General features: G+C 73.7%; 19 protein-coding genes. 11 read left to right on the forward strand and 8 right to left on the reverse strand.

Annotated features, from left to right (window positions below):
- Positions 1 to 27 precede the first annotated feature (27 nt).
- A complete protein-coding gene (locus EIW28_RS16515; RefSeq protein ID WP_197717321.1) occupies positions 28 to 603 on the reverse strand; it encodes a helix-turn-helix domain-containing protein in 576 nt (191 codons plus the stop codon).
- A gap of 88 nt (positions 604 to 691) precedes the next feature.
- Here EIW28_RS16515 and EIW28_RS16520 point away from each other — a divergent pair, with 88 nt between their 5' ends.
- The 6 genes from EIW28_RS16520 (at position 692) to EIW28_RS16545 (ending at position 6,134) form a co-directional block, all read left to right on the forward strand.
- Positions 692 to 1,723 (forward strand): aldo/keto reductase, encoded by a 1,032-nt coding sequence (locus tag EIW28_RS16520; protein ID WP_125248792.1) that lies wholly within the window; start codon positions 692 to 694, stop codon positions 1,721 to 1,723.
- A gap of 250 nt (positions 1,724 to 1,973) precedes the next feature.
- A complete protein-coding gene (locus EIW28_RS16525) occupies positions 1,974 to 2,813 on the forward strand; it encodes a CPBP family intramembrane glutamic endopeptidase (RefSeq protein WP_125248793.1) in 840 nt (279 codons plus the stop codon).
- Positions 2,810 to 4,162: a sensor histidine kinase gene (locus EIW28_RS24715; RefSeq protein WP_197717322.1), complete on the forward strand. Its 1,353-nt coding sequence runs from the start codon at positions 2,810 to 2,812 to the stop codon at positions 4,160 to 4,162. Before EIW28_RS16525 ends, EIW28_RS24715 begins: the two co-directional genes overlap by 4 nt.
- The gene (locus EIW28_RS16535; protein ID WP_125248794.1) at positions 4,159 to 4,815 is read left to right on the forward strand and encodes a response regulator; all 657 of its coding nucleotides are present in this window, start codon (positions 4,159 to 4,161) and stop codon (positions 4,813 to 4,815) included. The genes EIW28_RS24715 and EIW28_RS16535 overlap by 4 nt, the downstream gene beginning before the upstream one ends.
- A gap of 58 nt (positions 4,816 to 4,873) precedes the next feature.
- Positions 4,874 to 5,788 carry a phosphotransferase family protein gene (locus EIW28_RS16540; protein ID WP_125249059.1) on the forward strand — a complete coding sequence of 305 codons (915 nt, stop codon included), beginning with the start codon at positions 4,874 to 4,876 and terminating at the stop codon, positions 5,786 to 5,788.
- Between the two features lie 163 nt (positions 5,789 to 5,951).
- A complete protein-coding gene (locus tag EIW28_RS16545) occupies positions 5,952 to 6,134 on the forward strand; it encodes a hypothetical protein (RefSeq protein WP_125248795.1) in 183 nt (60 codons plus the stop codon).
- 16 nt (positions 6,135 to 6,150) lie between these two features.
- On the opposite strand, the gene EIW28_RS16550 is transcribed toward EIW28_RS16545, so the two are convergent.
- The 3 genes from EIW28_RS16550 to EIW28_RS24290 form a co-directional block, all read right to left on the reverse strand.
- Complete coding sequence (locus tag EIW28_RS16550; RefSeq protein WP_125248796.1) at positions 6,151 to 7,305, reverse strand: NAD(P)/FAD-dependent oxidoreductase; 1,155 nt, start codon at positions 7,303 to 7,305, stop codon at positions 6,151 to 6,153.
- 83 nt (positions 7,306 to 7,388) lie between these two features.
- On the reverse strand, positions 7,389 to 8,330 hold the full coding sequence (locus EIW28_RS16555; protein WP_125248797.1) for a sigma-70 family RNA polymerase sigma factor: 942 nt from the start codon (positions 8,328 to 8,330) through the stop codon (positions 7,389 to 7,391).
- Between the two features lie 411 nt (positions 8,331 to 8,741).
- Positions 8,742 to 9,308: a hypothetical protein gene (locus EIW28_RS24290; RefSeq protein WP_158630431.1), complete on the reverse strand. Its 567-nt coding sequence runs from the start codon at positions 9,306 to 9,308 to the stop codon at positions 8,742 to 8,744.
- A gap of 150 nt (positions 9,309 to 9,458) precedes the next feature.
- Between EIW28_RS24290 and EIW28_RS16565 the strand changes: the two genes are divergently transcribed.
- Positions 9,459 to 10,424 (forward strand): GlxA family transcriptional regulator, encoded by a 966-nt coding sequence (locus tag EIW28_RS16565; RefSeq protein WP_125248798.1) that lies wholly within the window; start codon positions 9,459 to 9,461, stop codon positions 10,422 to 10,424.
- A gap of 3 nt (positions 10,425 to 10,427) precedes the next feature.
- Here EIW28_RS16565 and EIW28_RS16570 read toward each other — a convergent pair whose 3' ends face one another.
- The 3 genes from EIW28_RS16570 to EIW28_RS16580 all read right to left on the reverse strand — a co-directional run bounded on the left by EIW28_RS16570 (position 10,428) and on the right by EIW28_RS16580 (position 13,866).
- A complete protein-coding gene (locus EIW28_RS16570; protein WP_125248799.1) occupies positions 10,428 to 11,687 on the reverse strand; it encodes an MFS transporter in 1,260 nt (419 codons plus the stop codon).
- Complete coding sequence (locus tag EIW28_RS16575) at positions 11,684 to 13,030, reverse strand: GH1 family beta-glucosidase (protein ID WP_125248800.1); 1,347 nt, start codon at positions 13,028 to 13,030, stop codon at positions 11,684 to 11,686. Before EIW28_RS16575 ends, EIW28_RS16570 begins: the two co-directional genes overlap by 4 nt.
- Before the next feature lie 71 nt (positions 13,031 to 13,101).
- A complete protein-coding gene (locus EIW28_RS16580) occupies positions 13,102 to 13,866 on the reverse strand; it encodes a helix-turn-helix transcriptional regulator (protein WP_125248801.1) in 765 nt (254 codons plus the stop codon).
- A gap of 70 nt (positions 13,867 to 13,936) precedes the next feature.
- Here EIW28_RS16580 and EIW28_RS16585 point away from each other — a divergent pair, with 70 nt between their 5' ends.
- The 4 genes from EIW28_RS16585 (at position 13,937) to EIW28_RS16600 (ending at position 18,350) form a co-directional block, all read left to right on the forward strand.
- Positions 13,937 to 14,749 carry a phytanoyl-CoA dioxygenase family protein gene (locus EIW28_RS16585; RefSeq protein WP_187350617.1) on the forward strand — a complete coding sequence of 271 codons (813 nt, stop codon included), beginning with the start codon at positions 13,937 to 13,939 and terminating at the stop codon, positions 14,747 to 14,749.
- Positions 14,746 to 15,006, forward strand: coding sequence for a hypothetical protein (locus EIW28_RS16590; protein WP_125248802.1), 261 nt, complete (start codon positions 14,746 to 14,748; stop codon positions 15,004 to 15,006). Before EIW28_RS16585 ends, EIW28_RS16590 begins: the two co-directional genes overlap by 4 nt.
- A 329-nt stretch (positions 15,007 to 15,335) precedes the next feature.
- Positions 15,336 to 17,411 (forward strand): PhoX family protein, encoded by a 2,076-nt coding sequence (locus EIW28_RS16595; protein WP_125248803.1) that lies wholly within the window; start codon positions 15,336 to 15,338, stop codon positions 17,409 to 17,411.
- 201 nt (positions 17,412 to 17,612) lie between these two features.
- Positions 17,613 to 18,350 carry an SDR family oxidoreductase gene (locus EIW28_RS16600; protein WP_125248804.1) on the forward strand — a complete coding sequence of 246 codons (738 nt, stop codon included), beginning with the start codon at positions 17,613 to 17,615 and terminating at the stop codon, positions 18,348 to 18,350.
- A gap of 123 nt (positions 18,351 to 18,473) precedes the next feature.
- Here EIW28_RS16600 and EIW28_RS16605 read toward each other — a convergent pair whose 3' ends face one another.
- Positions 18,474 to 19,187: a MerR family transcriptional regulator gene (locus EIW28_RS16605; RefSeq protein ID WP_125248805.1), complete on the reverse strand. Its 714-nt coding sequence runs from the start codon at positions 19,185 to 19,187 to the stop codon at positions 18,474 to 18,476.
- Between the last annotated feature and the right edge of the window lie 36 nt (positions 19,188 to 19,223).

Genomic DNA, 19,223 nt, shown 5'->3' on the forward strand with positions numbered 1-19,223 from the left:
GCGCGCAAGGGTTCGATTCAAAGGCGCTCACGGCTCGGCCGGGAACGCGCGGGCGAAGGCGAGGACCGCGGTTCGTTCGGTGCCGTCGTCGGGGATCTCGCGGCGGCGCCAGCGCAGCAGCAGGGTCTCGAGTTCGCGGCCGAACTCCTCGAGTTCGGCCGGGTCGAGCCGCAGCCAGACGTGCGCGGCGAATGCGGCGTCGCTCCACGGCGGTTCGGCGGCGGCGAGGAACTGCCGGGCGCGCTCGGCGTCGCGTTGCAGTAGTACGAGGTCGGCCGCGGTCGCGGCGGTCTCGGCGGCCGGGCGGCCCGTGTCGGCGCCGGGCCGCCACCGCAGCCCGCGGGTCACCAGCCGCCAGCGGCGCTTGCGGCGGTCGTCCTCGGCCCCAGCCGATTCGACCAGGCCCGCGTCGACCATGACCTTGAGGTGGTGGGAGACGCTGCCGGTGGCGAGCCCGAGGGTCTGCGCCAGTTCCGTGGTGGTCGAAGGCCCGTGGACGGTCAGCGCGTCGAGGAGGCGGGACCGGTCGGGATGGGCGAGGCAGGCCAGCGCCTGCACGTCGCCGTCGATCTGCCGCACGTCACCGGGCTCGCCGTCTCTCATACGAGCCATCTTAGCAAGCAGATTTGCGCAAATCTGCTTGCGGATCTATGCTGGGCCTTCCACCGACCCCCTTTGACGGAGGCCACCGATGCAATACGCGCCGCTCGGGCGCACGGGCATGACCGTGTCGCGATACGCGTTGGGCACCATGATGTTCGGCAGCGCCGGCAACACCGACCACGACGAGTGCACCAGGATCGTCCACACCGCGCTCGAAGCGGGGATCAACTTCGTGGACACCGCCGACATGTACAGCACCGGCGAGTCCGAGCGCATCGTGGGAGCGGCGCTGCGGGGCCGCCGGGACGACGTGATCCTGGCGACCAAGGGCCACTTCGCCCTCGAGGAGGGACTGAACCGCAGCGGCAACTCCCGCCGCCACCTGCTCAACGCCGTCGACGCGAGCCTGCGGCGGCTGGGAACGGACTGGATCGACCTGTACCAGGTCCACCGGCCCGACTGGAGCACCGACCTGGAGGAGACGCTCGGCGTGCTCACCGATCTGGTGCGCGAGGGGAAGATCCGGGCCTTCGGCTGCTCGACGTTCCCCGCCCACGAGCTGGTCGAGAGCCACCGGGTCGCCGAGGCCCGCGGGCTGATGCGGTTCCGCACCGAGCAGCCGCCGTACAACCTCCTCGCGCGCGGGATCGAGCGCGACGTCCTCCCGGTGGCCGAGCGGTGGGGCATGGGCGTGCTCACCTGGAGCCCCTTGGGGTTCGGGTTCCTCACCGGCCACCACCGCGCCGGAGCGGCGGATTCGGCCCGCGCCAGGCTGCGCCCGGCCTGGTTCGATCCCGAGAACCCCGAGGTCGCCCGCAAACTCGCCGTCGCCGAGCAGCTGGCCCAGGTGGCCGACGACCTCGGCCGCCCGCTGCCGGCGCTCGCGACCGCGTTCCCGCTCGCCCACCGCGCGGTGACCTCCGTGATCACCGGCGTGCGCACCCTCGAACAGCTCGACGCGACGCTGAAGCACGTCGACCTGGTCCTGGACGACGCCACCCTCGACCGGCTCGACGCCATCGTCCCGCCGGGCACCGACGTCTACGACCCGCAGTCCCCGATGCCGCTCCCCTGGCTCACCGACCCGGCACTGCGCCGGCGGACCGCGGCGACCGGCTGACGCCGGCACCGGGCGGACCGAAGCCCTGGACCTCCGCACCGGTGCGGCCGAAGTCGAAGGCCGCAATGGTTGCACCCTCGTAGTGCGCGGCCGCCATGTCGTCGGCCGCCTCCGGTGACGCAAGGATCGCTTGTCCCCCATGCGAGCCACAACCGGGTGTCCACTCCGGGGCGATGGCGTGGGTCCCCGATCGCCATAGCGTTCAAGGAGATCGCGGCGCACGGCCGCGACTCGACGAATGGAGGTCGGCATGAAGCCGGTATGGCAGTTCGCGGCGATCGCGGCGGTGGCGCTGCTCGGACGAGTGGTGTTGGGGCCGTTCATGGACCAGCCCTGGGTCATGCTCGCGGGAGGCGTGGCGGCGGCCGTCGCCCTCCTGCTCGCGTACCGCTGGATCGTGCGGCTCACCGAGCGGCGGACCGTGACCGAGCTCGGCGAGCGCGGGGCGGTGTCCGGCCTGCTCGGCGGGACCGCGCTCGGGACCGTCATGTTCGCGCTCGTCATCGGCTGCATCGCCCTCCTCGGCCAGTACCATGTGGACGGCTGGGGGGCGCCCGAGGCGGCGCTCGGACTCGTCGGGCTCATGGCCGTGGCCGCCGTGTCCGAGGAGCTGATCTTCCGCGGCGTCCTGCTGCGCTGGATCGAGACCCGCTTCGGCAGCTGGGTCGCGCTGGCCGTCACCGCGCCCCTGTTCGGGCTGATGCACCTCGCCAACCCCGACGCGAGCCTGTGGGGCGCCACCGCGATCGCGATCCAGGCGGGCGCGATGCTGGGCGCGGTCTATCTGGCGACGCGCAGCCTGTGGCTCCCGATCGGCATCCACTTCGGATGGAACACCGCCCAGTCCGCGCTGTTCTCCACCCAGGTGTCCGGCAACGACACGGCGCAGGGCCTCCTCGACGCGGCGACCAGCGGCCCCGCGGCCGTCAGCGGCGGCGAGTTCGGCCCCGAGGCGAGCGTCTTCGCGGTCCTCGCCGGCGCCGCCCTCACGGTGGTCTTCCTGGTGATCGCCCACCGCCGCGGCAGGATCGTGCCGGCCCGCTCGCGCCGCGCCGCGGCCCCGGCGGATGCGGATAGAATCCCCCGGTGACCGCCCGCCAGCGGGCCGCCCGCCTCCGCGCTCGGACCGCCCGGGCGCGGCGCGCGTTCGCGGCCCTGCCACTCGTCGTCCGCGACCTGCCGCTCGGACTCCTCTTCGCGGGCTTGGCGCTCCTGCCGACCTTGCACGACCAGGTGACGCAGGTCGGCGACATGCCCCGCCGCCCGCTCGACGCCGTCGGGTACGGCCTCCTGCTCCTCCAGAGCCTGCCGCTCGCCCTGCGGCGGCGCAGTCCGGGCCTCGGCCTCGGCCTCATCGCCGCCGGCTTCGCGCTCTCCTCCCTCACCGGCTACCACTCCCCCGCGGGCTCGGCCCTTCTCGTGGCGCTGGTCAGCGCCGGGGCGCACCTCGAACGCGGCCGCCGCGCGACCGCCGCCGGCCTCGTTGTCGCCTATGCCGCGTTCGCGGCCGCGCTGATCGCGCTCGGCTCGCCCGAGCGGATCGACGGGTTCGCGTTCGTGCTCCTGATGCTCGGTTCCGCTTGGGCCGCAGGCGCGTGGCTGCGGAACCGGCGGCGCGCCGAGGCCGAGCGCCGGCGCGAGGTCGCGGCGGCGACCCGCACCGCGGAGCGGGCCCGGATCGCGCGGGACCTGCACGACGTGGTGACGCACCACGTGACGGCCATGACCGTGCAGGCCGAAGCCGCCCGATACCTCACGGCCGCACCGGAACGGCTCGATGCGGCCCTCCGCGCGATCGGCGAGACCGGGCGCCTCGCGACCGCCGACCTGCGCCGGCTCCTCGACGTGCTCGGACCCGCCGGCGACAGCGGTGCGGGGCGCCTCGACGCCGGCGGGCGTTCCGAGGGGGCACGGCATCCCGCCGGGCTCGACGGCGGCACCTCCGGGCGACGCATCGCATCGGGGCCGGAAGCGGACGTCCCGGCGCTCGCCGAGGCCGTCGGCCCGGGAGCCGACGACGGCGCGGACCACCCCGCCCCGCTCGAAGACCTGCGGTCCCTTGTGGCGCGCACCCGCAGCGCCGGGCAGCCCGTGGACCTCGCCGAGACCGGCGGCGCGCCGGGGAGGACCGCGGGCGAGGTCGCCGCGCACCGCGTCGTCCAGGAGTCGCTCACCAACGCGCTCAAGCACGCCCGCGGCGCGGCGACCGCCGTGACCGTGGATCGCGGCGAGGACGCGATCACCGTGGAGGTCAGGACCGCCGGGGGCCGCGGCACCACGGCGTCGCGCGAGGGCTCGGGACGCGGCCTCGCCGGGCTGCGCGAGCGCGTCGCGCTCCTCGGCGGCGAGTTCCACGCGGGCCCCGGCGAGGACGGGGCCTTCACCGTCGCCGCCCGGATTCCCGCCCCCCGTGCTGAGAGCCCAAGGGAGACTTCGTGACAGCGCCCGTCAGGGTCCTCGTCTGCGACGACCAGATGCTGGTTCGCACCGGCCTCGTCACCATCATCGACGCCCAGCCCGATCTCGAGGTCGCGGGCGAATGCGGCGACGGCGCCACGGCCGTGGCCCTCGCGGAGCGGCTGCGTCCCGACGTGGTCCTCATGGACGTGCGCATGCCCGTCCTCGACGGCATCGAGGCGACGCGCCGCCTCGCCGGCGCGGCCGTCGCCGACCCGGTGAAGGTCCTCGTCGTCACCACCTTCAACCTCGACGAGCACGTCTACGAGGCGCTGCGCGCCGGCGCGTCGGGCTTCCTCCTGAAGGACGCGCCGCCCGACCGGCTCCTCCAGGGCATCCGCACGGTCGCAACGGGATCGGCCCTCCTCGACCCCGAGGTCACCCGCGCGCTCGTGGGCCGCTTCGCCGCCCGCATCCGCCCGGCCGACCGGGCCCCCGGCTCCCCGCTCACGCCGCGCGAGCTCGAGGTGCTCCGGCTCATCGCCGACGGCCGCTCGAACGCCGAGATCGCGGCCGCGCTCCACCTCAGCCCCGAGACCGTCAAGACCTTCGTGTCCCGCATCCTCACCAAACTGGGCCTGCGCGACCGCGTTCAAGCCGTCGTCTACGCCTTCAGAAACGGCCTGGTCGACTGAACCCGCGTGCCTCCACACTGCGCCCGATCGCGTTCGGGCACGTATGCTGCCCGTTGTGATGACGCAGCAAGGCCCGCGCAGCGATGCCCTTCGCTGGGCCGCAGCCCAGTTCGGAGACGCCGCCGCGGTGGACTCGGCCACCGGACTGCGCGAGGGCGGCAACCCTTGGCTGCTGCGGATCCGGCACGGCGGCGGGGTGACCGACGCGGTGCTGAAGACCACCGCACCGGCAGGCGTCGCGGGCATGATGACCGAGGTCGCCGCGTTGCGGGTGGCCGGCCAGGCGGGCGTGTCGGCGCCGCGCCTCCTCGCGGTCGACGCCGACGGCGAGGCCGCCGGGACACCGGCCGTCCTGGAGACCGCGGTGCACGGGCGCAGCCGAATCCCGCTCCAGGCCTCCCCGGAACGGCTGCGCGGACTCGGGGCGGCGGCCGCCGTCCTGCACACGGTCACGACCGAGCCGTCGCCTGAACTGCCGCGGCGGACCCGTCCGATCCCCGCCAGCGACTTCGCCCGCGACCGGCGCGAGGGCAGGGAGCGCTCGACGCCGCTGCTGGACGCCGCTGACGAGCGGGTCGCACGCGTCCCCGTCCCGGAGCGTGCTCCCGTCCTCGTGCACGGCGACCTCTGGCAGGGCAACACGATGTGGGACGGCGACCGGCTCACGGGCCTCCTCGACTGGGACATGGCCGGTGTCGGCCACTACGGGATCGACCTGTCCTCGCTGCGGCTCGACGCGGCGCTCACCTTCGGGCAGGAGGCCGCCGGGCCGGTGCTGGAGGGCTGGGAGCAGCGCTCAGGCGGCGCGGCCGCAGACGTCGCCTACTGGGACGCCGTCGCCGCCCTGAACATGCCCGGCGACATGGCGGAGTTCGTGCCCGCCATGCACGATCAGGGCCGGCCGGACTTGACCGCGACCGAGCTGAACGCGCGCAGGGACGCGTTCCTCAGCGCAGCGCTCGACCGGCTCTGAGACGCGGCCGAGCCGGCCGACATCGCCGTTGCGGTGTCCACGGCGGGAACGCGAACGGCTGGCGGAGCACTGGGCTGATCGCCGGGTCAGTGCAGCCCGCGGTCGAACCGCACCGAGTCCGAGGGCCCCGCTGACTCACCGCGTTCTGCGGTAGAGTCCCGCGATGAACGATGAACAGTGGAACGAGATCATCGAGTCGGAGCGGGAAGGCGAAAGCGGCCCATGGCTGTGCCCCGACTGCGACGAGCTGACCGTCGAACTGGGCGTGCGGTTCGAGGGCGGTGCCGCCGTCGAATCGACCTTCATGTGCAACTCCTGCCAAGCCTCGGTCACCGCCCCCGCCTGAGGCACCCTCTCTAAGGTCACCGGGCTGGGAGGCCGCTTGTGGTCGGCCGCTTCGCCGGCTTCGGTCGGGCGGGGAGGTCGTGCGCGACCGCCCAGACGCCGGTGCGGCACAGGGCCTCCTTGTACCGCACGGCCGCGGGGCCGGTCAGGACAGCGCGCTTGGGCCGGTCGTCGGCGGTGACGAACTGGACGACGGCGTCGCTGCGGCCGAGGCTGATCGCCTGGTGGAAATAGCGCACCCGAAGGCGTGACGGCCGCCGGTCGGTCAGCCGCGCCGCGAGGTCGCCGGCGGCGATCCAGGCGGTGGGCATGCCCGAGGAGCAGGACATGCGAAGCGGCCGCCCGCCGGGGCCGTTCGCCCAGGCGGCATCCCCGATGACGTAGACGTCGGGGTGGGAGAGCGAGCGCATCGCGGCGTCGACGGCCACCTGGCCCGAGGGCGCCGCGTCCAGTCCGGCCGCGGCCGCGATCGGGTTCGCGCGGAAGCCGGTTGCGGCGATCGGGAGGTCGGCCGCCAGGAGGGTCCCGTCACCGGTGACCGCTCCGTCTGGGGTGAACCGCTCGATGCGCACGCCTTCGCGCGTTCGGATGCCGAGGTGGTGGAGTCGGCGTCGCAGGTGTCGCTGGGCCGCGGGTGCGAGCCAGTCGCCCAGTTCGCCGCCGGTCGCCAGGGTCACGGGGAGGTCGGGTCGGGACTCGGCGATCTCGGTGGCGAGTTCGATGCCGGTCAGGCCGCCGCCCGCGACGAGGACGCGTTCGCCCGCACCGGCTCGCGCGAGCCGGTCGCGAAGGCGCATCGCGGCCGCTGGGGAGGCCGCGTTCCAGACGTCTCCGGCACCGGGCATGGGCGCGGCCGCGCTGCCGAGGGCGTAGACGAGCGTGTCGTATGCGAATGCCGTTCCGTCCGCGACGACGGTGCGGGCCTCGGCGTCGACCGCGCTGACTCGTGCGACGCGCAACCGCACGCTGGTGCCGGACAGCAGGTCGGCCAGATCGTGCGAGGGGAGGTCCTGTCCGGCTGCCACTTGGTGGAGTCTGAGGCGTTCGACGAAGTCGGGCCGGTCGTTGATCAACGTGATCTCGGTGTCGGTGCGGCGCAGCAGGGCGGCGAGCCTGCGGGCGGCGGTGAGGCCGGCGTATCCGGCTCCGAGCATGAGGACGCGGTGTCCCATCGTGGTCTCCTTGTCGGTCGGTGACGCCTCTTGAAGAGTCAGCGCGTCCGTTCCTGACAGACCGGGGCCGGAGATGACGCGGATCACCAGGCGTCGACGAGCGGCGGCTCGGGCGCTTCGGCGCGCCACTGCCGGTTGAGGTAGGAGAGCTTGCCCGGGTCGGCGTAGCTGAGCACGGCCGCGATCTTGCCGTTCGCCACGGTGAGCGCCATGGCCGCGACGGCGGTGCCGTCGACGACGGCGACGAGCGCCGGGGAGCCGTTGACCACGGCGGCGTGGATCGCGGGCGCGCCTCCCAGGAGCCGCCGTTTGACGGGCGTGGGCACGGCGATGCCGCGCAGGTAGGCGGCGATGCGCTCGGCGCCGCGGTAGGCGCGGGGGATGGTCGGGACCGCGCCGCCGTCGCCGATCGCGGTGGCGTCGTCGCGAAGCAGCGCGATCAGCCGTCCCTTGTCGCCCGAGGTGGCGGCGGCGAGGAAAGCCTCGGCGACCCGGCGGGCGGCGGCCGCGTCCAGCCGCTCCTCGCGGTCGACCGTGCCGATGCGCCTGCGGGCCCGGTGCAGGTGCTGCTGGCTGGCGGCCTCGGTGATGTCGAGGATGCCGGCGATCTCGCGGTGGCTGTGGGAGAACGCTTCGCGCAGCACGTAGACGGCCCGTTCGAGCGGTTGCAGCCGCTCGTACAGGACGAGCATCGCCAGCGACACCGACTCGCGCTGCTCGGCGGTCTCGGCCGGATCGAGCATCGGGTCGCCGTCGAGCACCGGTTCGGGCAGCCACTGCCCGAACGAGCGCTCGCGGCGGGCCCGGCCCGACGACAACCGGTCGAGGCAGAGGTTCGTCAGCGCCTTCGTCAACCAGGCGTCGGCGGAGCGGAGGCCGGCGCGGTCGACCGCCGCATAGCGGAGGAACACGTCCTGCACCGCATCCTCGGCCTCGGTGGCCGAACCGAGCATGCGGTAGGCGATGGCGCCCAACCGGGGCCGGGCCGCCTCGAACTGCTCTACCTCCCGCGGAGTCAACGCCATGCGACCATGATCCGCCGCCCCGAGGACGGCCCGCGACCCGTATGGCCGCTTGGTGACACGGACGGCGGCGATCGCGGCGGCACCGGTCAGGAACCGCGGTGGAGCGCGCGGGGGCGGCGAGTGGCTCGCGGACCCGGAGCGCGCCTCGACACGCCTGCGGCGCGTCCGGTCAGTGGTCGTTCACCCCGCTCCAGGGCATCCGGGCGGCGGCGGATTCGTCCAGGAGGCCACCGCGTCGGGTGCGGGGCGGGGCCGCAGAGTCCTCATAGGACGTTGTCCGGTCGCCGGAGCGGGAACTCCGGCGACTGGTTCGGTTGCAGCGGTTCGGGTTCGAGTCGCCGGGGTCCGGAGACGGAGTCGCGGAGGCGGAGTCGCGGCGGCGGTCTTCGGAGTTCGCGGCCTCCTGCGCGGTCATCCGTTCACGGTCACCGCGATCATCGCGACGGCGGCGATGACGTCGAGGAAGAGGCAGAACTCGGCCATCGAGCGGACCACGACGCGGCCGGTGCGGTGGTGCCAGGCGTCCCAGGCGGCGTGGCCGAGCAGGCCCGCGGCCACGAGGTAGGCGGCGACGTCGCCGCCGATGAGCAGGACCGCGACGGCGGCCCCGCCGAACAGGACCATGGCGAGGGACTGGAGCGGCAGCACCTCGAACGGGCGGATGAGGCCGCGGACCAGGCCGTACAGCGCGAAGGCCGCGGCGATGCCGAGCAGGACCCAGGTCGGCGCGTCCTCCCAGGGGGTGAAGTTGGCCGCGCCGATGACCACGAAGGACAGCCAGAACACCGGCCAGGCGGCGCGGGGCCGCTGGAGGGCGGCGGCGCCGAGGTAGACCAGGCCGGAGGCGGTGAGCACGGGCGCGAGGTCGGCGCCGGAGGCGAGGTCGTAGGCCACGAACGCGCCGAAGGCGATCCCGAAGGCGATGGGCCAGAAGCGGAGCACGCGGTGGCGGGCGAGCGCGGGGGCGTGGGTCGACATGGGAAGCTCCTCGTATACCTATAGGGGGTATCTGACGTCTCCAACGATCCGCCCGCGCCGCGGTCCGGTCAAGCCGGGAGGGACCCGGTGTCCGAAATCTTGGGTTACCGGTCTTCCGGACCGAGCCCGCGCGGGCCTATGGTGGAGGGCATGGACCCGCACCGCGTGGTCGTCGTCGGCTACGACGACGCCGAACTCCTCGACATCGCCTGCGTCACCACCACCCTCGACGCCGTCCGCCAGATCGACCCGGCCCTGCGCTACGACATCGCGCTCGCCACGCCCGGCGGCGGCCCGATCACCTGCACCTCGGGCCTGGTCCTCGGCGGCCAGGCCGCGCTCGAGCGGATCCGCGGCCCCATCGGCACGCTCGTCGTCTCAGGGGGCCTGGGGCACAACGCGGCCGCGGACGACGAGCGGATCGTGGGGCACGTGCGCCGCCTCGCCCGCGAGAGCGAGCGCGTCGCGTCCCTGTGCACCGGCGCGAGCGTCCTCGCCGCCGCCGGGCTCCTCGACGGCAGGCGCGCGACCACGCACTGGCGCTTCGCCGACGACCTCGCCCGGGCGTACCCGCAGGTCGCGGTGGACCCGCGCCCGATCTGGGTGCAGGACGGGAACGTGTACACCGCCGCGGGCGTCACCAGCGCGCTCGACCTCGCGCTGTCGTTCATCGAGGCCGACTTCGGCGCGGACCTGGCCCGCTGGGTCTCGCGGGCGATGGTCACCTACCTGCACCGGCCCGGAAACCAGGCGCAGATGAGCATGTTCACCGCGGCCCCGGCGGCCGACCACGACATGGTCCGCAAGGTCACCGACCACATCGCGGGCGGGCTCGACGGCGACCTGTCCACCGAGGCGCTCGCGCGGCTGGCGCGAGTGAGCCCGCGGCACCTGACGCGGCTGTTCCGGGCCCACCTGCGGCAGACGCCGGGCCGGTACGTCAGGAAGGCCCGGGTCACATCGGCGGCGCAGCTGCTGTCCACGACGGACCTCCCGGTGGCGCGCATCGCCGCCCGCTGCGGCTTCGCCTCGGCGGAGGCGCTGCGGCAGGCGTTCGCGAAGGAGTACGGGATCGCGCCCTCGCAGTACCGGTCGGTGGCCACGACCGCGGGCTGAGCGCTACGGCACGGACTTGATGGGCCACACCAGGATGCCGCCGAGGAGGGTGGTGGCGGCGGCGACCGCGTACAGGCCCGCGTAGCCGCCGAAGCCGGCGATGATCGGCGCGGCCAGCGCGGGGCCGAGGACCTGCGGGACGGTGGAGGCGATGTTGATGATGCCGAGGTCCTTGGCGCGGTCGGTGGCGGCGGGCAGGACCTGGGTGATGAGGGCCTGGTCGACGGAGAGGTAGACGCCGAAGCCGGCGCCCATGATCGCGGCGGCGGCGATCGCGGCGGGCCAGGTGTGCCAGAAGACGAGGATGAGCGCGGCGGCGGCGATGACCACTGAGGACGCGGTGACGAGGGCCTTGCGGCGGCCGATGCGGTCGGAGAGGACGCCGCCGGCGACGGCGGTGGCGATGACGCCGCCGGTGTAGAGGAGGGTGAGGACGAGGACGCCCTCCTCGGGGTTCGGGTGGTGGACGGCGTCGTCGAGGAAGTACAGCAGGTAGAGCGTGCCTGTGGCGTTGCCGAGCATGACGAGGAAGCGCGTGAACCAGGCCCAGGCGAAGTCGGGGTGGGCCTTCGGGGGGACCCAGAACGTGTCGAGCAGGGCCTTCCAGGTGAAGGGGGGCCGGGCGGCGCGCGGCAGCGGCGGGTCCGGTGTGGACAGGACGAAGGGGAGGCACATGGCGGCGGCGGCGAGGCCGATGACGGCGTAGCCGGCGGCGAGGTCGGTCACGAGCATGGTGACCACGACGGCGCCGACGACGAGGCCGAGGGCCTGGGGGAAGCCGATCCAGCCGGAGACGACGGCGCGCTGGCGGACGGGGACGTGGTCGGGGACGCCGGCGTTGAGGCTGGCGTAGCCGGCGTTCAGGGCGGCCTGGGCGAGGCACCAGCACAGGAGGACGCCGAGGACGGTGGTCTGGGCGCCGAGGAGGCAGAGGGCGAGGGCGCCGAGGGCGGCGCCGCCGAGGGTCCAGGGGTGGCGGCGGCCGAAGCGGCCCGCGGTGCGGTCGGAGAGGGCGCCGGCGACGGGGTTGGCGACGACGGCGACGAGCGCGCCGACGCCGGTGACGAGGCCGAAGGCGGCGACCTTGCCGTCCTCGTCGATGTCGGCGAGCTGGAGCGGGAGGAGGACCTGGATGGGGGTGAAGAAGGCCATGTAGAGGCCGAGCATGGCGGTGGTGATGCCGCCGATCCAGACGCGGCCGACGTCGCGGTCGGGTTCGGCGAGGGCGGGGTGGGGGCGGGGGGCGGGCGGGGCGGCGGTCATGGGCGCTGGGCCCGGATCAGTTCGGCGTAGTGGTCGAAGGAGGCCTTGGGGGTGCGCTCGCCGGTCGCGAAGTCGACGTGGACGAGGCCGAAGCGCTGGTGGTAGCCCTCGGCCCACTCGAAGTTGTCGAGGAGGCTCCACACGAGGTAGCCGCGGACGTCGGCGCCCTGCGCGACCGCGTCGGCGAGGGCCCGGACGTGGGCGTCGAGGTAGTCGATGCGGGCCTGGTCGCGGATGCGGCCGTCGGGGTCGGGGGCGGTGTCGTAGGAGCAGCCGTTCTCGGTGACCCACAGGGGCGGGAGGGCGTCGCCGTAGTCGGCGGTGAGGTCGAGGAGGGTGCGGGTGAGTCCGGAGGGGATGACGGGCCAGCCGAAGTCGGTGGTGTGGACGTGCTCGAACTCGGCGATCTCGAAGGGGAGCGGGGTGGCGCCGGGTTCGGGGGCGGCGACGCGGGTGGGGTTGTAGTAGTTGACGCCGAGGCCGTCGAGGGGCTGGGCGATGGCGGCGAGGTCGCCGTCGCGGACGAAGGGGAGGTCGCCGTCGAGGCCGAAGCCGTCGAGCGCGGGGTAGGCGCCGAGGAGGACGGGGTCGGTGAAGAGGCGGCGGTGGAGGGTGTCGTAGGCGAGGGCCGCGGCGGTGTCGGCCGCGGCGGCGCTCGCGGGGATCGCGGGCGTGTAGGAGTTGGTGAGCATGACGTGGGGGGCGCCGGCGGCGCGGAGGGCGGCGGTGGCGAGGCCGTGGCCGAGGAGCTGGTGGTGGGCGGCGGGGAGGGCGTCGAGGAGGTAGGCGTGGCCGGGGGCGTGCTGGCCGAGCGCGTAGCCGAGGGCCATGTGCTCGAAGGGCTCGTTGAGGGTGATCCAGTGGGGGACGCGGTCGCCGAGGCGGTCGGCGCAGATCGCGGCGTACTCGGCGAAGCGGTGGGCGGTGTCGCGGTCGAGCCAGCCGCCGCGGTCTTCGAGGGCCTGCGGGAGGTCCCAGTGGTAGAGGGTGGGCATGGGGGCGACGCCGGCGTCGAGGAGGGCGTCGACGAGCCGGTCGTAGAAGGCGAGGCCGGGCCCGTTGGCGGCTCCGGCGCCGTCGGGCTGGACGCGGGGCCAGGCGATGGAGAAGCGGTAGGCGTCGACGCCGAGGCGGCGCAGGAGGGCGACGTCCTCTTCGTACCGGTGGTAGTGGTCGCAGGCGGTGGCGGCGGTGTGGCCGTCGCGGATCTTGCCGGGGGTGGCGGTGAAGGTGTCCCAGACGGAGCGGCCGCGGCCGTCCTCGGTCGCGGCGCCTTCGATCTGGAACGCCGATGTGGCGGCGCCCCAGGTGAATCCGTCTGGCAGGAGCGGGATCGCGGCCACGGGCGCCTCCGAAAGTGACGTGAGTAACGTTCGTGAAGATACCAGGTCGCGAACCGGCCGGTAACCCCTCTTCAGCTGGCGTTTCCGCGCCCGGCGGCGCGGATCTCGCGGGGCGGGGCGCCGAGTTCGCGGCGGCTGGCCTTGTTGAACGCCTGGAGGTCGGGGATGCCGACGGCGGCGGCGACGGCCGCGATCGACAGCGTCGACTCCTGGAGGAGGTGGCGGGCGCGTTCGAGGCGGCGGCGCCGGATGTGGGCGACGACGGTGGTGCCGGTCTCGGCGCGGAACAGGCGCGTGAGGTGGTTGTGGGACAGGCCGACCGCGGCCGCGACCTCGGGGACGGCGAGGGGGCGCGGCAGGTTGGCCTCGACGTAGGCGAGGGCGGCCGCGACGGGCCCCGCGGGCGCCTCGGGCGGGGGTTCGGTGAGGCGCCACAGGACGGTCCAGACCTCGGCGTCGGCGCGGGGCGAGCGCTGGGAGGCGACGGCGCGGCGCAGGGACTCGGCGACGGCGGCGCGGGCGGGCCCGGCGTCGCGCATGAGCGGGACGTCGTGGGCCGCGCCGGACGCGGCGAGTCTGAAGTGGACGTACAGGTGCTCGGAGGGGCCGCGGTAGCGGAAGACGGCCTCGGTGTCGGGCGGGATGAGGCTGACGCGGCCGGGCCGGATGGCGTGGGCGGTGCCGCCGACGGTGAGCTCGGCCTCGTAGTCGTAGAGGTGGAGCTGCCACAGGTCGGGCAGGCGGAAGCGGTCCTCGGGGGCGGTGCGGCCGTGGAGGCCGACGCCGGCCTGGACGGTCCGGGGCGGTGCGCTCAGGTGGAGGCGGACGCGGTGCATGGGGAGAATCGACCACCACTCGGTGATTACGGCCAACGACAGGGCTGAGATTAGTCCTTAGGTTGGGTGCATGGCAACCACTGATCACCTGCTGTCGTCGGTCGAGGTCGCGCGCTTCGTCGCCCACGGCTACCACCGCATGGACGCCGTCGTCCCCGCCGAGCTCAACGAGGAGGCCATCGAGGTCTTCGACGCCGGGGTCCCCGTCGTCTACCGCGGCGAGCCGGTCGCGAAGGTCTTCGAGGAGGGCTCGTTCACGCGGCGCCTCCTCGACGTGCCCGCCGTCGCCGGCGCGCTGCGCAGCCTCGTCGGCCCCGACCCGCTCGTCGACCACCAGGCCCTCCACGTCCGCTCCCCGCACGAGGGCGCGGCCCAGGCCCTCCACGGCGACGCCATCATCGACACCCGCCCCGACGCCTTCGACGTCCAGCTCATGTACTACCCGCACGAGGTCACCGGGACCATGGGCGGCACCCTGTCCGTGCCCGGATCGCACCTGCGCCGCACCAACGAGTCCGACACCGGCCGCTACCAGAACCTGCGCGGCCAGACGCGGCTCACCTGCCCGGCCGGCACCGTGGTCCTGCTCCACCACGGCATCTGGCACGGCGGCCGGCGCAACGACTCCGACCGCCGCCGCTACATGTACAAGATCCGCTTCAACCCCACCGTGCCGCAGGTGCGCCTGTGGGACACCGCCGACCTGCACGACCCGCGCGTCGCCGAGGAGCTGTCGGTGTACTTCCCGTGGTGCGAGCACGCCACCGGGCGCCTGGAGATCTACAACCGCATCAAGCTGTGGCGCGCCATGACCGGCGACGCCGCCTTCGACATCGACCTGTGGGCGACCCGGGTCGCCAACCGCCCCGGGAGGGCCGCATGAAGCAGCAAGTCCTCGTCCTGTACCTGAACACCTCCGGCCTCGACTCCGAGGTCCTCGCCTGGTCCTTCTACGACGGCACCGGCAAGACGAACCCGACGACCGGCGACAGCGACCTGCCGCCCTACGACACCGGCACCGAGGCCCTGCGCGACGGCTGGCGGCTGTTCCAGGCCTCCCAGCTCCTCCCGCCCTACCCCGGCCACGAGTACGACACCTCCTTCCTCAAGCACGAGTTCTGGTTCGAGAAGCTCGAGTAGGCGACCCCGGCGGGGCGGCGCGCGCCGCCCCGCCGGAACTGCGTTCGGATCGGGTGGGAGGGGCGGCGGGGCCGCGGCGCGGAGGACGCGCGGCGCACGGCGCGAGCCCCGTCCGCGGGGGTGCGCCAGCGTCCGGCCCGGTCGCCGCGCGCTGATCCGTTTCGCCCTCGCCTCGGGCGAATCCGCACTACCGTGGCGTGGGCGTTCTCCCGCTGTTCACTTGACGTTGGTGGAACCGCATACCCGTGCCGCATAGCGTCCGGGTCGAGAGACAACCGAACGCGACGACCCCCGCGCGTTCCCCATCGGACTGCCACATGGAGAAGCGAATGCAACCCCAGAACCCGGAGCGCCGCCGCCTACAGCTGTTCCCCACCGTGCACGGCGGGCGCTCCGCGATGACGTGCATGTACCGCTGCGGCGACGCCTGTAGCCACCCGGTTCCGAACACCTCCGACAACGAGTACCTGGGCGACGTGATCGCCAAGGCCGTGTCGCGCCGCGGCCTGTTCAAGGGCGGCGTGACGGCGGGCGTCGTCGTGGGTGCGGCCGGTGCGCTGGCCGCTCCGGCCGCCGCGGCCGACGCGGACGGGTCCTCCTCGGCGCGCTGGGGCCGGACCCCGCGCGGCCTCGACTTCGAGCCCGTCGAGCCCAACCGCGAGGACGCCGTCACCATCCCCGAGGGGTACGAGCAGCAGGTCGTGATCGCCTGGGGCGACCCGATCCTGGAAGGCGCGCCCGAGTTCGACGCCCACGCCCAGACCGCCGCGGCCCAGGCGGGCCAGTTCGGGTACAACAACGACTACGTGGCGCTGCTCCCCCACCCCGAGAGCCGCCGCAAGAAGGTGCTCGTGGCCAACCACGAGTACAGCGACGAGGTCCTGATGCTCCCGGCGTACGACAGCGCCGCGCCGTCCGAGGAGCACATCAAGATCGGCCTGGCCGCGCACGGCCTGTCCGTGGTCGAGGTGGACGAGGACCGGGAGACCGGCGACCTGACCCCCATCGTGGGCGCGCCGCTGAACCGCCGCATCACCGCCGAGACCCCGTTCGTCCTCGCCGGCCCCGCGGCCGGGTCGGACCTGCTCAAGACCTCCGCGGACCCCGAGGGCACCACCGCGCTGGGCACGCTGAACAACTGCGCCGGCGGCATGACCCCGTGGGGCACGGTCCTGTCGGGCGAGGAGAACTTCAACCAGTACTTCGCGAACGCCGGCTCGGTGACCGACCCGGTCGCGAAGGCCCGCCTGGCCCGCTACGGCCTCTCCGGCGGCGCCAGCCAGCGCAAGTGGGAGACCTACGACAAGCGCTTCGACCTGCTCCAGGAGCCCAACGAGCCCAACCGGTTCGGCTGGATCGTCGAGGTCGACCCGTACGACCCCGAGTGGACGCCGCGCAAGCGCACCGCCCTGGGCCGCTTCAAGCACGAGGGCGCGGGCCCGCGCCTGGCCCGCGACGGCCGCGTTGTGGTCTACATGGGCGACGACGAGCGCTTCGACTACATGTACAAGTTCGTCTCGAAGCACAAGATGAAGACGGGCAGCTCCCGCAGCGCGCGCGAGCACAACCGCAAGCTCCTCGACGAGGGCACCCTGTACGTCGCCAAGCTCACCGGCGACAGCCCGGTCGAGGAGATCGACGGCACCGGCGCCCTCCCGTCGGACGGGAAGTTCGACGGCTCGGGCGAGTGGATCAAGCTCGCCTCCGGCGACACCTCCTACGTGGAGGGCTTCACCGCCGACGAGGTGTACGTCTTCACCCGCCAGGCCGCCGACAAGGTCGGCCCGACCAAGATGGACCGCCCCGAGGACGTCGAGCCGAACCCGAAGACCGGCAAGGTGTACGTGGCGCTCACGAACAACTCGCAGCGCGGCACCTCCGGGCGCGCGGCGGCCGACGAGGCCAACCCGCGCAACTCGAACCGGCACGGCCAGGTCCTCGAGCTGACCGAGCGCTGGGGCGACCCGACCCAGACGAAGTTCGGCTGGAACCTGCTGCTGGTCTGCGGCGACCCGGAGGCGGCCGACACCTACTTCGGCGGATTCCCGAAGGAGGAGGTCAGCCCGATCTCCTGCCCGGACAACGTGGCGTTCGACCCGTACGGGAACCTGTGGATCTCCACCGACGGCAACGCGCTCGGCTCGAACGACGGCCTGTTCGCGGTGTCCCTGGAGGGCCGCTCCCGCGGCCAGGTCAAGCAGTTCCTGACCGTGCCGCTCGGCGCGGAGACCTGCGGCCCGGTCGTGCAGGAGAAGCACATCCTGGTCGCGGCCCAGCACCCGGGCGAGCTCGACGGCGCGAGCTTCGAGAACCCGCTCTCGGACTGGCCCGACGGCCCCGGCTCGATCCCGCGCCCGGCGATCGTGAACGTGACCAAGGAAGGCTTCGAGAGCATCGGCTGCTAGGAGTCTGAACGAGACGGCGGCGCCCCGCGCGGGGCGCCGCCGTCTCGGCGTTCCCGGGGAAGCGGGATCGGTACAGGGGCCGATCGGGCGAGGCCGGATCGCTCCGGGCCGCGGGGCCGGGTCGGCGGAGTTGGCGGTGCGGCGCGGGCGCGCCTAAGCTCGACCCCGGCCGATGCCCGGCCCCGACTAGGAGGTTCCCTCATGCCCGTCGCTCTCGTCTCCGGTGCTTCGCGCGGTCTCGGCGCCGTCATCGCCCGGCGCCTGGCCGCCGACGGCTTCGCCGTCGCGGTCAACTACGGCTCCAGCCGGGAGGGGGCCGAACGGGTGGTCGCGGACATCCGGGAGGCGGGCGGGACGGCGGCGGCGTTCGGCGCCGACGTCACCGACGAGGCCGCGGTCGCGGGCCTCGCCGAGCGGGTCCGGGCCGAGCTGGGGCCGGTGACGGTCCTGGTGGCGAACGCGACCGGGCCGCAGCCGGAGGTCCCGCTCGACCGGCTCGAGTGGAGCGACCACCTCGCGCAGCTGGAGTTCTTCGTGAAGAGCCCGACGCTGCTGCTCAAGGCGTTCCTGCCGGACATGCGCGCGGCCGGCGGCGGCCGGGTGGTGCAGATCGGCTCCGACATGTTCGAGCGGGCGCTCGCGGGCTGGTCGGCGTACGTGGCCGCGAAGGGCGCGCAGTGGGGCCTGACCCGCTCGTGGGCGCGGGAGCTGGGCCCGGACGGGATCACCGTGAACCTGGTGGCGCCCGGCTGGATTCCGGTGGAGCGCCACGGGGAGCTCGGCGACGCCGACCTCGCCGGGTACCTCGCGGACCTGCCGCTGGGCCGCATCGGCGTGCCCGACGACATCGCCGCGGCCGTGTCCTACCTGGCGTCGGACGCGGCGGCGTTCGTGACCGGCCAGCGCCTGACGGTCAACGGCGGCCACACCATCGACTAGGAGTCCGGCGGCCGGCCGCGGGGGTCGTCCCGCGGCCGGCCGCTGCGTGTTCCCGCACAGGAGCGCTGGTGATGCGGTGCCCTGCCCGGAGGAAGGTGATCGGGCTTCCTCCGGGGCCTCGGGTCAGCGCTGGGTGAGCGAGATGCGGTTGCCGCTGGGGTCGGCGACGACGGACCGGCGGGGCGCGTAGTCGGTCTCGAAGGGCGGCTGCACGAGCGCGGCTCCCGCGGAGAGCGCGGCCGCGTGCGCGGCGTCCAGGTCGTCGACGTAGAGCCCGAACATCGCGGGACCGAACCGGCCGCCCTCGCCTGCCGCCGCGTCGAGCGTCAGCAGGAAGAACGAGTCGGTCTCCCACGCGCCGAATTGGAACGACGCGATGCTCTGGTCGTATTCGAGGCCGAACGCCTCGGTGTAGAACCGGACGGTCGCCTCGAGGTCGCTCGCCGGAATGGTCACCTGCACCACCCTGTCCTCCTTCGTAACTGCCATTTCCGTCCCTTCCTCGTAGTCCCGGCCGAGGGCCTCGGCCAGTCGTGTGATGGCATGAGCCCGCTCCAGGAGCCGCTCGCGGTGCGCATGGAGCACTCCTGCGGCGTCGCGACCGCTCTGGTCGGACAGCATCGTCCGGATCTGGTCGATGGGCAGGTCCACTGAGCGCAGGCGGCGGATCAGCACCGCCCGCGCCGCCTGGTCGAGCCGGTAGCGCCGGTATCCGGTGCCCGGATCGACCCGGGCCGGTCGCAGCAGGTCGACCTCGTCGTAGTGGCGCAGCGCCGGTATCGACAGGCCCGTCTTGACGGAGAACTCGCCGATGCTGAGCAGTTCGCGTTGACTCATACCGGCCACGCTATGGGCTCGGGCTACCTGAGGGTC

This window comes from Glycomyces terrestris (assembly GCF_003933745.1).
Lineage (GTDB): Bacteria > Actinomycetota > Actinomycetes > Mycobacteriales > Micromonosporaceae > Glycomyces > Glycomyces terrestris.

What these genes read in the sequence shown, in the direction of transcription:
- EIW28_RS16605 (WP_125248805.1), bottom strand. Translation starts at nt 19,187, where the DNA reads ATGAGTCAACGCGAACTGCTCAGCATCGGCGAGTTCTCCGTCAAGACG.
- EIW28_RS16550 (WP_125248796.1), bottom strand. Translation starts at nt 7,305, where the DNA reads ATGGGACACCGCGTCCTCATGCTCGGAGCCGGATACGCCGGCCTCACC.
- EIW28_RS16565 (WP_125248798.1), top strand. Translation starts at nt 9,459, where the DNA reads ATGGACCCGCACCGCGTGGTCGTCGTCGGCTACGACGACGCCGAACTC.
- EIW28_RS16580 (WP_125248801.1), bottom strand. Translation starts at nt 13,866, where the DNA reads ATGCACCGCGTCCGCCTCCACCTGAGCGCACCGCCCCGGACCGTCCAG.
- EIW28_RS16545 (WP_125248795.1), top strand. Translation starts at nt 5,952, where the DNA reads ATGAACGATGAACAGTGGAACGAGATCATCGAGTCGGAGCGGGAAGGC.
- EIW28_RS16600 (WP_125248804.1), top strand. Translation starts at nt 17,613, where the DNA reads ATGCCCGTCGCTCTCGTCTCCGGTGCTTCGCGCGGTCTCGGCGCCGTC.
- EIW28_RS16525 (WP_125248793.1), top strand. Translation starts at nt 1,974, where the DNA reads ATGAAGCCGGTATGGCAGTTCGCGGCGATCGCGGCGGTGGCGCTGCTC.
- EIW28_RS16595 (WP_125248803.1), top strand. Translation starts at nt 15,336, where the DNA reads ATGCAACCCCAGAACCCGGAGCGCCGCCGCCTACAGCTGTTCCCCACC.
- EIW28_RS16515 (WP_197717321.1), bottom strand. Translation starts at nt 603, where the DNA reads ATGAGAGACGGCGAGCCCGGTGACGTGCGGCAGATCGACGGCGACGTG.
- EIW28_RS16585 (WP_187350617.1), top strand. Translation starts at nt 13,937, where the DNA reads ATGGCAACCACTGATCACCTGCTGTCGTCGGTCGAGGTCGCGCGCTTC.
- EIW28_RS16540 (WP_125249059.1), top strand. Translation starts at nt 4,874, where the DNA reads ATGACGCAGCAAGGCCCGCGCAGCGATGCCCTTCGCTGGGCCGCAGCC.
- EIW28_RS16590 (WP_125248802.1), top strand. Translation starts at nt 14,746, where the DNA reads ATGAAGCAGCAAGTCCTCGTCCTGTACCTGAACACCTCCGGCCTCGAC.
- EIW28_RS24290 (WP_158630431.1), bottom strand. Translation starts at nt 9,308, where the DNA reads ATGTCGACCCACGCCCCCGCGCTCGCCCGCCACCGCGTGCTCCGCTTC.
- EIW28_RS16555 (WP_125248797.1), bottom strand. Translation starts at nt 8,330, where the DNA reads ATGGCGTTGACTCCGCGGGAGGTAGAGCAGTTCGAGGCGGCCCGGCCC.
- EIW28_RS16520 (WP_125248792.1), top strand. Translation starts at nt 692, where the DNA reads ATGCAATACGCGCCGCTCGGGCGCACGGGCATGACCGTGTCGCGATAC.
- EIW28_RS16570 (WP_125248799.1), bottom strand. Translation starts at nt 11,687, where the DNA reads ATGACCGCCGCCCCGCCCGCCCCCCGCCCCCACCCCGCCCTCGCCGAA.